Annotated in this window: 13 protein-coding genes and 2 pseudogenes; 9 read left to right on the forward strand and 6 right to left on the reverse strand. The window is 46.0% G+C overall.

Annotation, left to right across the window (positions count from 1 at the left end):
• Window positions 1-31: 31 nt before the first annotated feature.
• The 3 genes and pseudogenes from N836_RS64555 to N836_RS64565 all read left to right on the forward strand — a co-directional run.
• A complete protein-coding gene (locus tag N836_RS64555; RefSeq protein ID WP_023075439.1) occupies window positions 32-1429 on the forward strand; it encodes a cation:proton antiporter in 1398 nt (465 codons plus the stop codon).
• Window positions 1430-1485: 56 nt separating this feature from the next.
• Window positions 1486-3222, forward strand: coding sequence for an alpha/beta hydrolase (locus tag N836_RS64560; RefSeq protein ID WP_031293854.1), 1737 nt, complete (start codon window positions 1486-1488; stop codon window positions 3220-3222).
• A 179-nt stretch (window positions 3223-3401) separates the two neighbouring features.
• Window positions 3402-3947, forward strand: a pseudogene (locus tag N836_RS64565) (efflux RND transporter permease subunit); the annotation flags it as partial.
• 334 nt (window positions 3948-4281) lie between these two features.
• Here the strand turns inward: N836_RS64565 and N836_RS64570 are convergent.
• A pseudogene (locus tag N836_RS64570) lies at window positions 4282-4617 on the reverse strand (transposase); the annotation flags it as partial.
• A gap of 39 nt (window positions 4618-4656) precedes the next feature.
• On the opposite strand from N836_RS64570, the gene N836_RS77970 reads away from it, so the two are divergent.
• Window positions 4657-4785 carry a hypothetical protein gene (locus tag N836_RS77970; protein ID WP_268744331.1) on the forward strand — a complete coding sequence of 43 codons (129 nt, stop codon included), beginning with the start codon at window positions 4657-4659 and terminating at the stop codon, window positions 4783-4785.
• 321 nt (window positions 4786-5106) lie between these two features.
• On the opposite strand, the gene N836_RS64575 is transcribed toward N836_RS77970, so the two are convergent.
• Window positions 5107-6564, reverse strand: a complete 1458-nt coding sequence (locus N836_RS64575; protein ID WP_152532253.1) for a serine hydrolase domain-containing protein — start codon at window positions 6562-6564, stop codon at window positions 5107-5109.
• A gap of 555 nt (window positions 6565-7119) precedes the next feature.
• Here N836_RS64575 and N836_RS64580 point away from each other — a divergent pair.
• On the forward strand, window positions 7120-7455 hold the full coding sequence (locus N836_RS64580) for a hypothetical protein (RefSeq protein WP_152532254.1): 336 nt from the start codon (window positions 7120-7122) through the stop codon (window positions 7453-7455).
• 24 nt (window positions 7456-7479) lie between these two features.
• Entirely contained in the window at window positions 7480-8463 is a 984-nt protein-coding gene (locus N836_RS64585) for a leucine-rich repeat domain-containing protein (protein WP_023075445.1), read from the forward strand.
• Between the two features lie 233 nt (window positions 8464-8696).
• On the opposite strand, the gene N836_RS64590 is transcribed toward N836_RS64585, so the two are convergent.
• Entirely contained in the window at window positions 8697-9707 is a 1011-nt protein-coding gene (locus N836_RS64590; protein ID WP_023075446.1) for a hypothetical protein, read from the reverse strand.
• 610 nt (window positions 9708-10317) lie between these two features.
• Here N836_RS64590 and N836_RS64595 point away from each other — a divergent pair.
• A complete protein-coding gene (locus tag N836_RS64595) occupies window positions 10318-11205 on the forward strand; it encodes an alpha/beta fold hydrolase (protein WP_031293859.1) in 888 nt (295 codons plus the stop codon).
• Between the two features lie 89 nt (window positions 11206-11294).
• Here the strand turns inward: N836_RS64595 and N836_RS64600 are convergent, their stop codons facing one another.
• Together N836_RS64600 and N836_RS64605 are read right to left on the reverse strand one after the other, a co-directional pair.
• Window positions 11295-11642: a DOPA 4,5-dioxygenase family protein gene (locus tag N836_RS64600; protein ID WP_023075449.1), complete on the reverse strand. Its 348-nt coding sequence runs from the start codon at window positions 11640-11642 to the stop codon at window positions 11295-11297.
• 28 nt (window positions 11643-11670) lie between these two features.
• Window positions 11671-12567: an ABC transporter substrate-binding protein gene (locus tag N836_RS64605; RefSeq protein ID WP_031293861.1), complete on the reverse strand. Its 897-nt coding sequence runs from the start codon at window positions 12565-12567 to the stop codon at window positions 11671-11673.
• Window positions 12568-12873: 306 nt separating this feature from the next.
• Between N836_RS64605 and N836_RS64610 the strand changes: the two genes are divergently transcribed.
• Both N836_RS64610 and N836_RS64615 read left to right on the forward strand, forming a co-directional pair.
• On the forward strand, window positions 12874-13917 hold the full coding sequence (locus N836_RS64610; protein ID WP_023075451.1) for an ABC transporter substrate-binding protein: 1044 nt from the start codon (window positions 12874-12876) through the stop codon (window positions 13915-13917).
• 43 nt (window positions 13918-13960) lie between these two features.
• Window positions 13961-15046: a sucrase ferredoxin gene (locus N836_RS64615; protein WP_023075452.1), complete on the forward strand. Its 1086-nt coding sequence runs from the start codon at window positions 13961-13963 to the stop codon at window positions 15044-15046.
• Window positions 15047-15055: 9 nt separating this feature from the next.
• Here N836_RS64615 and N836_RS64620 read toward each other — a convergent pair whose 3' ends face one another.
• Window positions 15056-15859 carry an ABC transporter permease gene (locus N836_RS64620; RefSeq protein WP_023075453.1) on the reverse strand — a complete coding sequence of 268 codons (804 nt, stop codon included), beginning with the start codon at window positions 15857-15859 and terminating at the stop codon, window positions 15056-15058.
• Window positions 15860-16011 lie beyond the last annotated feature (152 nt).

A 16011-nucleotide genomic window follows, 5' to 3' on the forward strand; every position in this document is an offset into this window, starting at 1 on the left:
CCTCAAATTCCCCAAGATTCTTTTTTGAACTATGATTCTTTCTTCACTTTCTGTTGTCACGAGTTCTGTGCTTACTCCGCTGCTGGCTTCAGCTGTCGGAGCTGAAAGCGAGTTCTATGCTAAAGCGTTAGCCGCAGCCGTTGCATTGGTGACCGTTGTCGTTTTTCTGTTTGCTCAGCTTTTTGGCGAACTTGCTATTCGCTTGAGTTTGCCTGCAGTTCTAGGAGAACTGATTGCTGGTTTTATTCTGGGTGTTTCAGGTATTCATTGTATTGTTTTGGGTAATGGGGGGGAAGTTGCTGATTGGACCGTGGCCGCTGTTCAGCTAATTTCTGGTAGTGACACTACGACAATTCAAGAAGTCTTTGCGGGTCCGATAAGGATTTTACTGAATCAATATGCCGATCTTGGTGTGGGGGTTCTACTCTTTAAGATTGGTCTGGAAGCTGATCTCGAAGAGTTAATCAAGGTGGGTCCCCAGGCGGCATCGGTAGCTGTGGCAGGTGTGATTCTCCCGTTTGTAGCCGGGTTTGTGGGTCTGACTTCGATCTTTCATCTATCTGCGATCGCATCAATTTTTGCAGCGGCAGCACTAACGGCCACAAGTATCGGCATCACCTCTCGGATCATGCAAGATATGGGAGTATTGAACACCAAGGAAGGGCAAATTATTCTCGGTGCTGCCGTTTTAGACGATATTCTTGGCATTGCCATTTTAGCGGTGGCCATTGGTATTGCCGAGCATGGAACAGTGGAGATTTCTAGCGTCATTGGCACAATTGTCAGCGCTACACTTTTTGTAATATCAGCCATTGTCCTGAATAAGTTTTTTGGTCCCCGCTATATCAACTTTCTGGACAAATTCAGTAACCCGTATAGTGTGCTAATCGGTTCCATTATCTTTCTATCGTTGATGGGCACGATTGCTAATGTGATTGGCTTGGAAGAAATTCTGGGTTGTTTTGCAGCCGGTATAATTCTTGGCAATACAAAAGCAACGGCGGCTTTAGAGAAGGCCTGCGAGCCTTTGGTTGCTCTATTTGCAACGGTATTCTTTGTGTCCATTGGGGCCAAAACTGACTTGAGTGTCCTGAACTTGGCGAATCCTGAGAGTCGAACTGGTTTAGTGATAGCAGCATTCCTAATTGTGATTGCCATTCTGGGCAAACTAGCCGCTGGATATTTTGTCTTTTCTAAAGAGAATGTGAATCGGCTAGCCATTGGTACTGGCATGGTGCCACGGGGAGAAGTTGGTTTAGTATTTGCAGGTCTGGGGGCCGCCACAGGGACATTAACAGGGTCCCTAAATGTTGCCATTGTGTTGATGGTGATTGTCACCACATTTGTGGCTCCTCCTATGCTGCGATGGGTCTTTGCGAGCAAGCAGGCGTCTGCAGTGACGCAGAAAAAGCAGACCGTTTTGAAATAAATCGTAAAACCCGAATCGGCGGTATCTGTCTATCCAAATAAACCCAGGAAATGACAATGCATTTTAGAACAGGTTATCCCAAAGTGATCCGGCGGTTAGTGAAAGCTACGGTTTCAGGTGTACTTTCAGGAATGATCGTCACCTTGCCCGTTCGCTCAGCAGATAAACTTTATGTTGACTATGGTGTTTTGGGACGACAGATTTCAGTCTCATCCCTTGAAACATTTGCCACATATGGCACCATAGAGACTGAACTAGCCCCCTATCTGAATCAGATTTCACCAGAAAATCGCCAAGAACTTCAGCGTGTCTTGAATACCCCTCTCTTAGCTTTAGGGGACGGTATCCCTGAGGAAATAGGCAATCCGTTTGTGCTGTCTCAATGGCTGTATTCTCCTATTGGAGAATTCGTTTTAGCGACAGTTGGACAGCTGATTCAAACCGAAGGTCATCAAAATGGTCGGCAGGCAATTCGAGGTGCGATGGTTTTAGCAGCGGCTGATCCAGCGGGTCTATCGCTGATCAATATTCTGCGGTTTTACCCCACAAACGGGGTCAGGCTAGATTTGCGACAGATTTTGGCAGTATCGGATGCCATTAGAACGAATATTGAGGCTACTGACCGTTTAGTAAAAGCAACTATCCAACAGTCTGTTGCGACTGCTGCCACTGAGCCTACGCTAGACTATCAGGCGCTACCGATGTTGGCGGACGTGTCTCGGTTTGAAGTGGTTCAGCAATCGCTGATGTTGGTGGATCGCGATCGCAACCGCACCTACCCCACTGACCTCTATCTCCCTGCCGACCTCAGTGCCGTTCCCGGACCAATACCAGTGATGGTGTTTTCCCATGGCTACGGAGAGACTCGCACCAACCCAGATGCTGTAGCCGCTGCTCGCAGCTTAGCTGCCAATGGCTTTGTGGTTGCTGTGCCCGAGCACATTGGCAGCAACGCAGCCTATCAGGATGATTTGGCCCTGGGACTAAACCGTGAATCTTTTGATGTCATGGAGTTTATCAATCGCCCTCTGGATATTCGGTTTCTCCTTGACACTCTAGAAGAGAAAAACAAAACTGATTTTCAGGAACGGCTACAGCTCGATCGAGTCGGTCTGGTCGGGTATTCGTTTGGGGGGTACACCGTATTAGCAGCCGCTGGGGCAACCGTTGATGTGGAACTCCTAGAGCAACAGTGTGATCTAGACGCCGATTTTGTGCCTGACAATGTCAATATTGCCCTGCTGATTCAATGCCGATTGCTAGAGCTACAAGCTTCTCCCCAGGTGCTGCAACAGCTGCTCGATGGTAGCCTGGCCGATGAGCGCATTGCCTCGGTGTTTGCGCTCTCTCCATTGAGTAATCTGTTTGGAGACAAGGGTATGGGGAACATTCAAATGCCAGTGGTGATTGTGGGCGGGGCCTATGATATTGCCACACCCATTGTGCAAGAGCAGCTAGCGGCTTTCCAGGGGCTTACCGTTTCTGAAAAGTATTTTTACCTGGCCCAAAATCTATCTCACACCTCTGCTCTGACGCGGGCGATCCTGGACCTGGCGTATCCCAGAAGTGGCATTGTAGAACGCTTTAACGCCAGTGAACAATGGTTGTTTAATCTGATGGTAACGCTGTTGATTGCCCACGGTCAGGTCTCTTTAATGGGGGATGAAACCTACACCCCCTATCTAACCGCTGCCTATGTGGAGGCCGTTAGCGTAGAGCCCACCAGGCTGCATTTACTCAGGTTTTTGCCACCGTGCTTGTCAAGGCGGCCAGCTCAATGTGTTGAAAATTAGCGTCAGCCGAGAATTTCGGCTACAGTCTTTGACGTGGTTAATGAACAAACTGATTGCGCACTCTACTCAGTACAGACATATTTATACAACCCAAGGTTTGGAAGAAATTGCCGCCTGGTTACCGCCGGGAAAACTCTCTAGTAATCTGCTTGAGTTATTGAAGATGGCCTCGGGGCTACACCTATAAGTTTGGTGGTGACGCCGATACCAGTAGTGAAACCTTTGGTTCGGCAGGACAGATGTTAGTGGTGGCCATCTTTTTAGTATTTGCGGTGCTGGTGCTCCAGTTTGGTTCCTATACTCAACCAGTGATTATTATCCTCACCATTCCCTTTGCCCTGATTGGGACAATCTTTGGTTATGTTGTGCTCAATCTACCGTTTTCGTTCCCAACCGCCATTGGCATTATCTCTCTCACAGGCATTATGGTAAATAATGCAATTGTCATGGTTGACACCATGAATGAGCGGCGCAGAGAGGGCTGGGATGTACGCCATGCAGCGGCTCTGGGGGCTAGCGATCGATTGCGCCCCATTGTGACGACGTCGATCACGACTGTGATTGGTTTGATTCCCCTGGCGCTGAGTGATGCGAAATGGTTCCCGTTGTGTATGGTGATCATTTTTGGATTGATGTCGGCGACGTTGATTGCTCTGTTGGTTGTGCCGGGGCTTTACTTGCAGTTGACGCCTAATGTTTCGAAAGAACGAGAGGCGTCTGCTTAAATCCCCTCCGGGGAGATAGGGCTGGTTCTCTAAGTAGAGGCTACTGTGTACACACAAGTGCTGGAGGCTAGCGTTTGCGGTGACTTCACCTCCTCTAACTCCCCCTAAAGCCCTCTAGGCATGGGCTAAAGCCTAAGGTCAGGGGGAGGACTGGAGTTTTCCCCTCTGACCAAGGGTTTCCCTTACCAAGGCTACTGTGTATACGCATTTGGAAGATACTGCTTTGAAAGGTGCTTCATACCTTGAGTTGGCCCTTGCAAAATGATGTCCACTTGGGACTCATGGCGGTTTTTGGTGATCGCGATCCCCTCACCTGAACCATCGCCTCAGGAGACTATCTATTCGTCAAAATCAGTCGTTTGGCCAATAGGTCTAACCCAGCCCGCCCAAACATTTGTCGTTTGAGCCTTTTCAATCGATTATTTTGGCCTTCAACCGGATCATTCGGATCATTACTGACGTCTAAGGAAATGCTCGCTTTGACGGCATCATAATCTTCGCCCAAGCCCTTAGCAAAACTCTGAAATGCTTTTATTGTCCTATTTTTCGCGTTTTCTAGCCAGGTATCTAGCTGCTTGGGAAGCTGCTGTCGGACAAGGTCTATAAAGTCTTGAGCGAGCCGGATCGTTTCCGAGAGTTTAGATCGTTGAGTGAGTCGTTCCAAGAGCGTTCTGAGTCATTCCGCGTTTGTAGGTCTTAGAAAGGTCTCGTGACAAGATTTCAAGACCAGGATGCTCTTCCAACCACGTTGCTAATGTTTTTGCTGTACGGTCTGGTAACAGGGCAATGGGATGAAGGGCTGATGAGTCAGGGAGTAGATGCTGTAGAAAGTCCATGATGGGATGTACGCAAAGGCCATTCCTATCTATGCCTGGTCACCCCATTTGGATCACGCAAAACGGCCATGAGCCCGAAGTGGAGGTCACTTAGTAGCGCTTAAGGAGAACGTCGATCTCAGGTCCGATTATCTTGTGGAACTTCCAACATCGCCTAACGGTTGAGGTCAGTGACGGGCAGGAATTTTCTGGAAAAGCGAAACTGAAGCCATTCCGTGCCACGGACGGAATGGTTAGGCATGATCGTTAATACTTAACGCAAAATGCCACTAACTTTATACAAGTATAGCCAGTAGTAATACTGTATGACGATTCTCTCATGTTCAAGAATGCTCTTTCTTGGTTTTGAACTCGGTACCTTCAGGCGTTCCAAGAGTCATGATGTCTGATTGAGAAAGAGTCATGCCTGAAATCTTGCCTGTATCTTCTTGGGTAAACGAAATCTGAATATTCACCTCTTCACTAAAAAAAACTAGTTCCGATTTTGAAAACAGTTGAACAGGTTGCTGTCGATCACACTGTAAAAATAGTTGATTGTCTTGATTAGAGACTATGAATTTTAATCTAGACTTTGTTGAGTATGTACCTAAATAGCGATCAATTCTAGAAATTGGCAAGGCAGCATTTTTCTCTTTCCCTAAGTTAGGCCATTCATACGCCTGCCCAATTCCTTGCATAATGTCACCCCTAAAGAGCACACCTTCATCTGAATTCAGCATAATCACTGCCCCTTTTCCTAGATGAGGGTAAAACCGCATCATGGCGACGAATCCAAGGTTAGTGCCGTCGTGAAAAAAATAGGTTCCTTCTCCTGTTCCATTCTGTGCGATACCTAATCCTAGCAGCAGTCCATCCTGACCCATTGACTTTTCTGAGTGAGGTTTCAACATCTCCTCAATAGTTGCCTGTTTCCATATGGACGTCGGTTTCCCTGACAATGTCCTCATCATCTCAATCCCAAGTTTGGCTATGTCAGTAGGTGTTGACCACAGACCTGCTGCTGCCATCTCAGGATAAACAAAATATTTTCCCTCCAAAGGGATTCCATTATGTCGATGTCCAGTCGCCGCCTGCTTCAGAAAGGCTTGCTCTAAAGGTTGAGAGTAGGTGCTGTTCTCCATGCCTAAAGGTGCAAAGACTAGATCTCTCATCATCTCAGGAAACCGTTTGTCCATGACATCCATGAGCACCTGCTGAGCAATAACCATGCCCCCACCGGAATAGCGGTAGTTAAGACCAGGGATAACATTGACAACTACTTTTTCGCTGTTGGCAGGTAGCTCCCCATTGAGAATCTGCACTGTTGTAGGCAAAGGCATTGATACTTTGTATCCGTAATATCCAGATACAGTTGTTCCAGCTGTGTGACTCAGCAAATGTCTCAGTGTTACGCGAGGTTGCCAGTCTCCATTCACAGGAACTTTCCAAGAGGTAAGGTAGCTATTGACATCTTTATCTAGGTCTAGCATACCTTCCTGTACGAGCCGCATTACCGCTAGCGCAAAAACTGGTTTGCTAATGGAACCAACTTGAAACAAGGTATTAGGTGTAACTTGATTTGGCTGCTTCGCCTCGCATACGCCGAAGCCAATAGCACCATCAATCTCAAAATTATCAATAACTGCAATGCTAGCGCCTGGTGTGTGATGTTGCACCATTCGCTCCAGGAGCGTTTTCGGTGGCTCTGGTTTTTCATAAAATATAGAGGCTGAAGGAATATGGCTGATCGCCTGATTAATTCTGTGTTGCATGAACCTTAAGTCCAGAATCCATACTTCCAATACCTTGACATTACATGCCTGGCTAACTATGCGTTATCCAGACTTTGTCTATATAAATACCTCCCAATCGGAACTATCCCGAAACTTTCTGGATAAAAATCTAATGCCGAAGTTATCCAGGCAGCTTCAGCAAGTTTTCAGTATGGGGCCCTTGCCAGATGGCAATACATGTATCTACATGGCTAAGAACTTTTGTATATGGAGGTACCCCCCTGATTAAGTAGTACTATGTGTACGTAGAAACGGCGTGGCGAGCTTTCGTCGATGTACTTTCGATGGATTATCCACCATTCTGACTGTTTTTTGGGCTCCCCGATTCTTGGAAAATGCTGCTGCGTTGAATTCGATCCTGTATACCTAGAGGCTAGCTGATCAGGCTTTTTTTATGACTCTTCGAATTCCATTGAATTAAATCTGTTGCAGTGATTTAGCAACATAGTCAGATGAAAGATGTGACAGTATAGGACTAGCTCAAATGAATTAAATCTGTTGCAGTGATTTAGCAACATAGTCAGATGAAAGATGTGACAGTATAGGACTAGCTCAAAAACTGCCTTGGCAAATGGTGCCAGTAATGGTGTTATTTTATCTTTTCCGATAGCTCCTTGGGTGTATGCGCAAGTATGCTACATGGAAATGGATGGACTGACTGATTTGAGTCACCTGTGTGAGCCGGAACCAGAATCTCCAGATATGAGTAGTAATGAGTTGAGTAGTGATGAATTAGCAGAAATAGACGCTACACAAGCTTTACTGGACGAGGTTTTTGAAGCATGTTCCCCTATTTGCAATACTGAAGAAGAGTATGCTCGCGAGTTAGAGCGATTCTGCATTGAGAACGGTTCATGTCCTACTTCTTTATTTGACCCAGATTTCTCTAACAGTATGTAGTTTATTAATGGTGAAAAAGGAGCTTTGGAGAAGTCAGAGTTAATTGAAATTCTAGAACAAGCTGCCCGTAATGGTACAAAGAGTCTCGACCTATCAAGTAAACGGATAGACGAGTTACCCCCTAACATAGGTGAGCTCAATCAGCTCACAAAACTCAATCTCTCGTCTAATCATTTAGTAGAGCTGCCATTAGAGATAGGTAATTTAAGTAGCTTAGAGGAAATCGATTTAAGTTCCAACAGAATAGCACATCTACCACATTCCTTTTCTCAATTAAAGCAGCTTGAAAGAGCTTTTTTGACCAATAATGATTTCAACATGTTTCCAAGAGAGATTTCAAGTTTAATTAGATTAAAGGAATTAGATATTTCTAGAAATAGGCTCACTGTAATCGATCTAGATAAGTTTAGTTTAGAGGGGTTGGAATGGCTTAATCTTTCTTTTAATCGAATTTGCGTAGTATCTTCAGAAGTTCTTCAATTAAAATCTCTCAAGATTCTTCTACTGGATGATAATCGTCTCAAAAAACTACCTATTGAAATAGATGAGAATGATGTTCTTGAGGACTTAAACCTTAGTAAGAACTTTTTTGTTAAGTTTCCCATTAGCGTTACGAAACTGCAATCTTTGAAGTACTTAAGGCTTGAGGATAATCAAATAGACGCTGTGCCTGCAGAGATATCGGATATGAGAGCTCTAGAAGCTCTGTACATAGCAATTAATAAGATCAAATCATTGCCGTTATCAATTTGCCAACTCAACAAATTGGTTCATCTTGATCTGTTGGGTAATAATCTTCAATCAATACCTAGTGAGATTGCTCAGCTTAGCAACTTAACTAACCTGATATTGGGTTGGAACCAACTAAGAAATATTCCTCAGAGTATTAATCAACTTACAAGTTTGGAAGAGCTTGATCTTAGGGATAACCCTTTAGCTGATTATAACTCTGCTGACTATACCTTTCCTGAAGGTGTAGTTCTTTTAGGATCATATGATGATTTTTGATTTTGCTAAACTTGGTAAATTTAGCGGTTTGATTATTCTGTCTATGTCTAACCAGAGTTAGCAGGGAGAACAGCTTCGCTTGAGAATTTAGCTAAAGAATTCAGGACTATAGAGATTGTACAGAAGCTTGTGTAAGCAATTCATCAGCGCTCACTAGTAGGACACTCTTATTAAGTCATCATAATGGCTCTTGTCATCGCTGTTTCTACGAGGAGAGTGCAACACTAGAGTCATTAATTTTCTAGAACTTTAGCTTCCGTAAAATAAAGAGGGTAATTTCTAAGTCTGGAGTTGCTGATGCCAGCACTCTCAACAACTTGATATTCAATATAAATGTCTTGTATATCTGTAGTATTAAGAACTACAGAAGAAATTTGTGACTCTTCATACTTGATCTGGTTTGACCATAGAATTTCTCCATCACCAAAAACATTTACTAAATAGGTGAGTGTTGTTGTTCCTGAAGAAAGGTCTGCTAATCCAAACTGTAAGAAAACACCCTCTGCCTTGACACCTGGTAGCTCTAGGTTAAAGCTTACTCTAGTTGGCAAATTTCCATCAGTAATTAGAGAAAAGGTAGAATCATACTTTTTTTTATTAATAAACACTTCTCTAGTCGAGAACGTAGCATATTGTGATCCTAGGCCAACATTCGTAATTAATATGGCATCGTTGAATTGACCAATGTCCGGTGGTGTCTCTACATATCCTTTATTAGGGTCAAAACCTGGAAGGTCTGCGTTACTGTTATAGTTAATTGTTACTGATACAGTTTCTCCACTGATTTCACTGTTTTCGAGATTACTTCCTAATTCATTAGAAGTTCGGTTATTTGAGCTTTCCTGGTTGATTGTCCCATCAATAGCCTGATTTATACCTTCTGAGTTTTGAACCTCACCATCATTTTGTTCAATTTGGCTAGATTCAACGTCTTGTACGTTTGAGTCATCTGTACTGCTTACGGGAGATGCTATTTTACCGAAGCTCTTGTCACCAATAGATACAGAACCTAGTTTAAAGATGTTAAGGAACAAATGTCCTACACCAATTGATGCCAAGAACGTTATCAATAAGCCACTGATAAATCCGACTTTGAAAGTATTAAGATTAGCAAGAAAACCTTGAATTTTGGAATCCTTCTGCTTTTGACCTGTATTTTCTTCCTGATACGCCATATAGAGATTAGAAGCCAATTCTATTGAGTTGAATAGCTCCATACTATCAACTATAGTAACTCTCGCCATGCCTGAGCAAAGATCAGGAGGTATCAAAAAATGAGAATGTTTCCCAGAAAGCTACTAGGGCAGTGCGAGACCAAATCTGCTTAAAGTTGTGCTCAGATGTCCATTTTTACGCACGATTGCTGTGATAATCCACCACCTGATGACTATCCCAACAGTGCTTTACCTTTTCACAAGGTCGTAATTATATCTATAGACTATTCTACTAGAGCCTATCCCACTAGGACCTAACTATGCGTTATCCAGAATTTGTCTATATAAATACCTTCCAGCCGGAGTTATCCCGAAACTTTCTGGATAAAAATCTAATACCGGAGTTATCCAGGCAGCTTCAGCAAGTTTTCAGTATGGGGCCCTTGCCAGATCGCAATACCTGCATGTTAGCCTAATAACAATTTGGCACAATCAATACAGTCAATCTTGATAATAGGGATAGCGATCGCACATTTCACCCCACAGCCACACCCGGCGCTCAAGCAACCAGGTCTTGCCCAAAATCACCCAGACCATCCCACTCCTGGAGCCCCCCTCTAACAAGAACCGCTTTATGATGAAGAAGGACTCTCTGCCGTCAACGCAGCTCGTTTTTATTCCTTCTCCTAACAAAGCATCTATGACCGCTCAATTAACCACCGCTCTCGAAAAGCAATATTGGACCTGGCGGGGGCACCGCATTTGTCACACCGTTCAGGGAGCTGGATTACCAATTGTGCTAGTCCATGGCTTTGGCGCATCGGTCGGGCATTGGCGCAAAAATATCCCTGTCCTGGCTGAAGCTGGCTATCAGGTGCATGCGCTGGATCTCTTAGGCTTTGGTGCATCGGATAAACCGGCCCTCGACTACTCTCTCGAAATTTGGGAATCATTGCTGCAGGACTATTGGCAAGAGCACATTGGACGACCGGCTGTCTTTATTGGCAATTCCATTGGTGGACTCATTACCCTGATGATGCTGGCTAATGCGCCGGACATGGCCCAAGGGGGAGTACTCCTCAACTGCGCCGGGGGCCTTAACCATCGCCCGGATGAACTGAATTTTCCCCTACGAGTTGTTATGGGAACATTTACACAGCTCGTTAGCTCTGACCTGTTTGGTCCCTTTATTTTCAATGAAGTGCGGCGTAAGTTTCGGATTCGGGGTTCCTTAAAGCAGGTTTATCGCAATCGAGACGCCATTACAGACGAACTGGTCGATATGCTATATCGCCCTGCCTGTGACCCAGGAGCCCAAAAAGTATTTGCCTCTGTTGTGACCGCCCCTGCTGGCCCAAAACCCGAAGATCTGTTACCTAAAATTCAGCAGCCCCTCTTAGTGCTTTGGGGGGAAAATGACCCCTGGACTCCGATTCAAGGAGCAGCCGTATATCAGACTCTAAGCGAGTCCCCCAGCGCCCAGCCACCAACGACGTTCCAGGCCATCCCTCAGACTGGACATTGTCCCCATGATGAACGCCCGGAAGTGGTCAATAAATCAATCTTGGACTGGCTGAATGGGCTTTGATTGGTTACGTTAGAGGTCAGTTTTTCCTCCCTAAGGCGTAATGGTCAGAGTGAGTTTCCACCGCTTAAAGAGCTTTATGTAAGCCCATGCTAATCCCCGAAGATCAATAGATTTAGTGGCACAGGCTTTCCGAGCCAGGAAGCATGTTCCGTATGATCTTGAAGATCGTTTCCTGTCAGCCCATGGACAAGCACTGTTAAATCTCCTCGGTTGTTTTCCAGCCATGGGATCAACTGATCAAATTGGGTTTTATCAAATGCCAGTTGACAGCTCCGGCAAGGGTGCGGTCCAATGGGTTTCTGATGGACTCGACCTACTTTCACTCCAAACAGTTCTCCAGCCTTCTGACATAGTGAGGAGGCTGCTGCTAGAGCACTGCCATCGAAATAAACGTGGGCGTGGTATTGGTCGTAAATGTTGGTGGGTCGTTTTATCATCAGTGAGCTGGTTTCTGAATAACAATATCTAAAGTGCCAGTGCGTTAGTCCAATAGTCGTTAGACGACAAGCATTGGGGAATCTGTCCTGTATCGTGCATCCAGCCTTGTAGACGATCGTAGTAATCCGCACTCATGGAAAAGTCGTGGGTAAAACAGGAGATTGTTGCATCGTAGATAGCTTGCCCGGTCTGATCGCCTGCATAGGCTCCGGTACGCTGGTCGTAAATGGCTTGGGCTGCTTGAGGATGCTGGTGAATAAAGTCAATCCCTCGTCGTAATACCTGCAAAAATGCCTGCAGGTCTTGTTGCCGCTGTTGCAACAATTCGGGCGTTGCAATCAGAATAAGCTGGCAAAAATCAGGAACGCCCCAATCTTTGAGTGCAAAAAACTGAGCATCATAACCGCGCTGTTGGGCTTCGATCACTTCAAAGTTGTAGAACACCAGCGTTGCCAGATCGGCCTTGTCCTCAATCAGTGCGTCGGTATGCAAAAAGCCATTATCGACTGAGGTGATGGCATCTTCAGTAAAGTCACCGCCATCTGCCTCAATCATGGTTTTGGCGATGGCTCGCCCCAACGCAGACGGTGCACTGGGGTATTGTAAGCGCTTACCCACCATATCCTTGGGTCGCTCGATACCGCGTCCTGTGAAGTACATGACTCCACCATTGGTATGCAAAAAGCGCGCCCAGCCCACCACGGCATGGCCTTTACCTCGGTCTTCCACCAGATGAACCGGCTCCGTAACCGCGATATCCAGGGTGCCAGCTTGAAGTTCTGCGATCGCATCCACATGCTCTGAGGGTTCAACCAGTTCTAAATCCAAACCAACGTCCGCAAACCATCCTTGCTCAAGACCTACCAACAGAGGCACATGATCTGGATTTAGAAACCACTCTAAGCCCAAACGTAATTTAGACATCAGCCACCCAACAATCAACTTCAGACCATTATTCATCTAAAGTTTGCTTACAGCAAAACATCGCTAAAAAAGCCTAGTAATCTGTCAAGTTCAAAATTTTAGTAGGACTGACACAGGGAGGGGGAGACGCGGAGATCGTCTATTGCTCAAGCTCTCTGCGTTTCTGTGTCCCTTACTCGTTCTATCCAAAAAAATGCGTTTCGGAGCCAAAATGACTAGCCAGAATTACTAGTTTTAATCTAGTGTAGTTGACATTTATTCTCTATTACAGCTTCTAATTCCGGCCCTAGCTCCCTCCCCACTACAATGGTTAATCAGCACTCCATCTTGCATCTCCGGCAGAGACTGACAAAATCTACCCAAAGGCTACTTGATACCCCTTCTCGGTCCTTTAATCGACAACGTCGATTGTTTCTGCTCATGGGAGCGAGTACATTAATTGCCTCTGCCTGTTCTGGCAATGCTCAAACCAACCAGCCATTCGCCGCTGCTCCCTCTGCTGCAACAAAGCCGATACAACATGCCTTCGGTGAAACAGACGTCCCTGTCAATCCGACCCGCATTGCAGTGCTGGGTTATTTCACGGTTGAAGCCTTGATGGCTCTGGGTATACAGCCGATTGCTGCCCCTAAAATAATCATTGATAACCTGCTGCACCTACCGCCAGCGGATACTGAAATCGCTGATATTGGTAACCCGAGAGAACCCAGTCTGGAGAAGCTTGCCACGCTCAAACCGGATCTTATCCTAAGCACCAAGACTTTTATTGAGGCTGACACCTATCCGTTGCTCTCACGAATCGCACCGACGGTTGTGTTTGATAATGATGGCTTCACTGAATGGCAAGAGTTAACTCAGTTGTGTGCTGAATTGTTAGGTAAAGAAGCCAAGGCTAAACAACTCCAGGCTGAGTACGAAGCAAAATTACAAACATTTAAAGCACAACTTTCTCACGACGTTAGTCAAGTTCAAGTCTCAGTGGCCTCTTTCCACAATGAACAAATTTCAGTCTTTGGTAAAGAGACATTTATTGGGACTGTACTTGAGGCAGCCGGAGTATCACGTCCGCCCAAGCAAGCGGAAGGTGCCAATACCCAAATTTCAATGGAGCTGCTAAATGAAATTGATGGCGACGTGTTGTTTGTAATGAAGCCCCAAAGCCAAACCGACATTGCCGCTGATGTGCGAGCGGCCCTGGAAAAAATGAAAGCAAATCCGCTTTGGAATAACCTAAATGTGGTGCAAACAAACCAGGTTTACGAAATGGATACCTATTGGTTTGGGATGGGCTATATTGCTGCCAATTTAGTCTTAGATGATCTGGGCAAGTACATCGTTAAAGCCTCCTGACAATAGGACTGTTTGAACAATCTGTACTCTAGAGGAAATTCTCATGCTGACTCAAGACGCTCTGGCTGACTGTCGATTTTGTTCTCAAGTTTCCAAGGGGAATGGCGAAGACCCCATCGGTACTGCCGGAACCGCCAATCATTGGTTGGTGATGGAACTACCTCAACCCTGGACAGAGCAGATGTTCAAGGAAGATCCTAGAATCACGCCATTAATTGAGTTATTTAAAAAACTCTTTATGAGGCATGGCATCATGATGCAGCCTGTGCTGATTGCCCCAGATCGAGAATATTCTCACCCTGGGAAAACACGAGTCATTTATTACCATCGTCCCCAGAAACAGTTTGCACAGTTTGAAAAACAAGAATTTATTGTGCCAGAGGCCGATTTTCCCAGGTTAGCCACGGCGATTATGAAGCAGCTGATGAAGCAGCCCAACGAATTGGAAGCATTTCAATCTTATCGCCAAGATACCAGTCATATTCGCGAAATGCTCGTCTGCACCCATGGGAATATAGATGCCGCCTGTGCCCGATTTGGCCATCCCATTTATAAACAACTACGAGATAAGTACACCGGTTCTTTCCTCCGTGTCTGGCGCTGTAGCCACTTTGGCGGACATAAATTTGCCCCCACATTGATTGATCTGCCAAGTGGCCAATATTGGGGACATCTGGAGCCTGAGATGCTGGATTTACTCGTCCATCAACAAGGAGATGTGGCCGGGTTGCGATCGCACTATCGTGGCTGGTCTGGTCTCAAGAAATTTGAACAGATAGCTGAGCGTGAGATTTGGATGCAAGCAGGTTGGGATTGGTTATCACATCATAAATCTGGCAAAACTACCTGCAAGGGACTAAAAGGAGTTAAACGATTCCTCTATCCATTCCTGCGGTTAATTCCATTAAAGCAGGTTCAGTTTTTCTTAGAGCAATGGACCAACGATGCCACCTGGGCCGAAGTCAAGATTCAGTTCACCACCCCTGAGCAGACCGCCTCAGGCGTTTACCATGCTCGGGTAGAGCAATATGGAAAAGTGATGACATCCCCCAAGTCTCCTAAATCGGGAGAAGAATTGGAGCTAAAGTCAGCCCCTCAATATCGGGTGATTCGCTTAGTGAAACGGTAGGAAGGTGAGTTATGACTTTATCTTCTCCAACCGCTCCAACCGCAGCTGATGCTCTGAGTTAAACAACACGCGAAAGGCCAACAAAATGATGCCAATACAGGCCAACGCAGTCCCTGCGGCAATGGTGAAATAAATCACAATCTGATAGCGTACAGCGCTGGTGGGCTCTACACCTGCTAACATTTGCCCCGTCATCATGCCTGGTAAGCTTACGAGTCCGAGTACCATCATGGAGTTAATGGTGGGAATCATGCCCGTGCGCAGAGCTTCTTTAATGGTTTCGTTGGCAGCTTCCCAGCGGGTTGCGCCTAGAGCTAACAGCGACTCGATCTGCGATCGCCGACTCACCAAATCTTCCATTAATCGGTCTAAGGCTAGTGAGGTGCCGGTGAGGGCATTACCCAGCACCATGCCCAGCAATGGGATCACATACTGCGGGTCATACCAGGGATTAATGTGAATAATGCCTTCGACCAGTAAACCGGTAACAAACACGCTGGCGGCCAGAATGGAAACGAGGCTGTTCCAGTAGATGGACGGGAAGCGACGGCGGGTACGGTTGACGGATGCATTACCTGCGATCGCACTCATGGTCAGCACCAAACCCAACACCCAAAACGGATTATCCAAGGCGAAAACCCAACCGAGGATATAGCCTACTAACAGGAGCTGGATCACCATGCGCAAGGCTGCAATGCCCAGGCGTCTGGCCAAGCCAAGTTTCAAGCTAAAGGAAAGAATAATGTTGATCAGAATTAGGGCAGCGGCGAGGGCGAGTTGCCAGTTGTTGATGGGGAGGTAGGTGTTGGTCATGTGGGGGAGAGGGAGAGGGGGAGACGCGGAGAGGGGGAGACGCGGAGAGGGGGAGAAAGACTTGCCTATAAATTCCGAATTCTGTAGGGGCTGTGCCTTGTGCCTGCCCCGTGCAGCAGCTGTGCCTTGTGCCTGATGCGGTGCTATCAGCC

It is taken from the genome of Leptolyngbya sp. Heron Island J (assembly GCF_000482245.1).
In the GTDB taxonomy this organism is placed as follows: Bacteria; Cyanobacteriota; Cyanobacteriia; order Phormidesmidales; family Phormidesmidaceae; genus Leptothoe.

What these genes read in the sequence shown, in the direction of transcription:
- N836_RS64555 (WP_023075439.1), top strand. Translation starts at nt 32, where the DNA reads ATGATTCTTTCTTCACTTTCTGTTGTCACGAGTTCTGTGCTTACTCCG.
- N836_RS64560 (WP_031293854.1), top strand. Translation starts at nt 1,486, where the DNA reads ATGCATTTTAGAACAGGTTATCCCAAAGTGATCCGGCGGTTAGTGAAA.
- N836_RS64590 (WP_023075446.1), bottom strand. Translation starts at nt 9,707, where the DNA reads ATGGCGAGAGTTACTATAGTTGATAGTATGGAGCTATTCAACTCAATA.
- N836_RS64595 (WP_031293859.1), top strand. Translation starts at nt 10,318, where the DNA reads ATGACCGCTCAATTAACCACCGCTCTCGAAAAGCAATATTGGACCTGG.
- N836_RS64600 (WP_023075449.1), bottom strand. Translation starts at nt 11,642, where the DNA reads ATGATAAAACGACCCACCAACATTTACGACCAATACCACGCCCACGTT.
- N836_RS64605 (WP_031293861.1), bottom strand. Translation starts at nt 12,567, where the DNA reads ATGTCTAAATTACGTTTGGGCTTAGAGTGGTTTCTAAATCCAGATCAT.
- N836_RS64610 (WP_023075451.1), top strand. Translation starts at nt 12,874, where the DNA reads ATGGTTAATCAGCACTCCATCTTGCATCTCCGGCAGAGACTGACAAAA.
- N836_RS64615 (WP_023075452.1), top strand. Translation starts at nt 13,961, where the DNA reads ATGCTGACTCAAGACGCTCTGGCTGACTGTCGATTTTGTTCTCAAGTT.
- N836_RS64620 (WP_023075453.1), bottom strand. Translation starts at nt 15,859, where the DNA reads ATGACCAACACCTACCTCCCCATCAACAACTGGCAACTCGCCCTCGCC.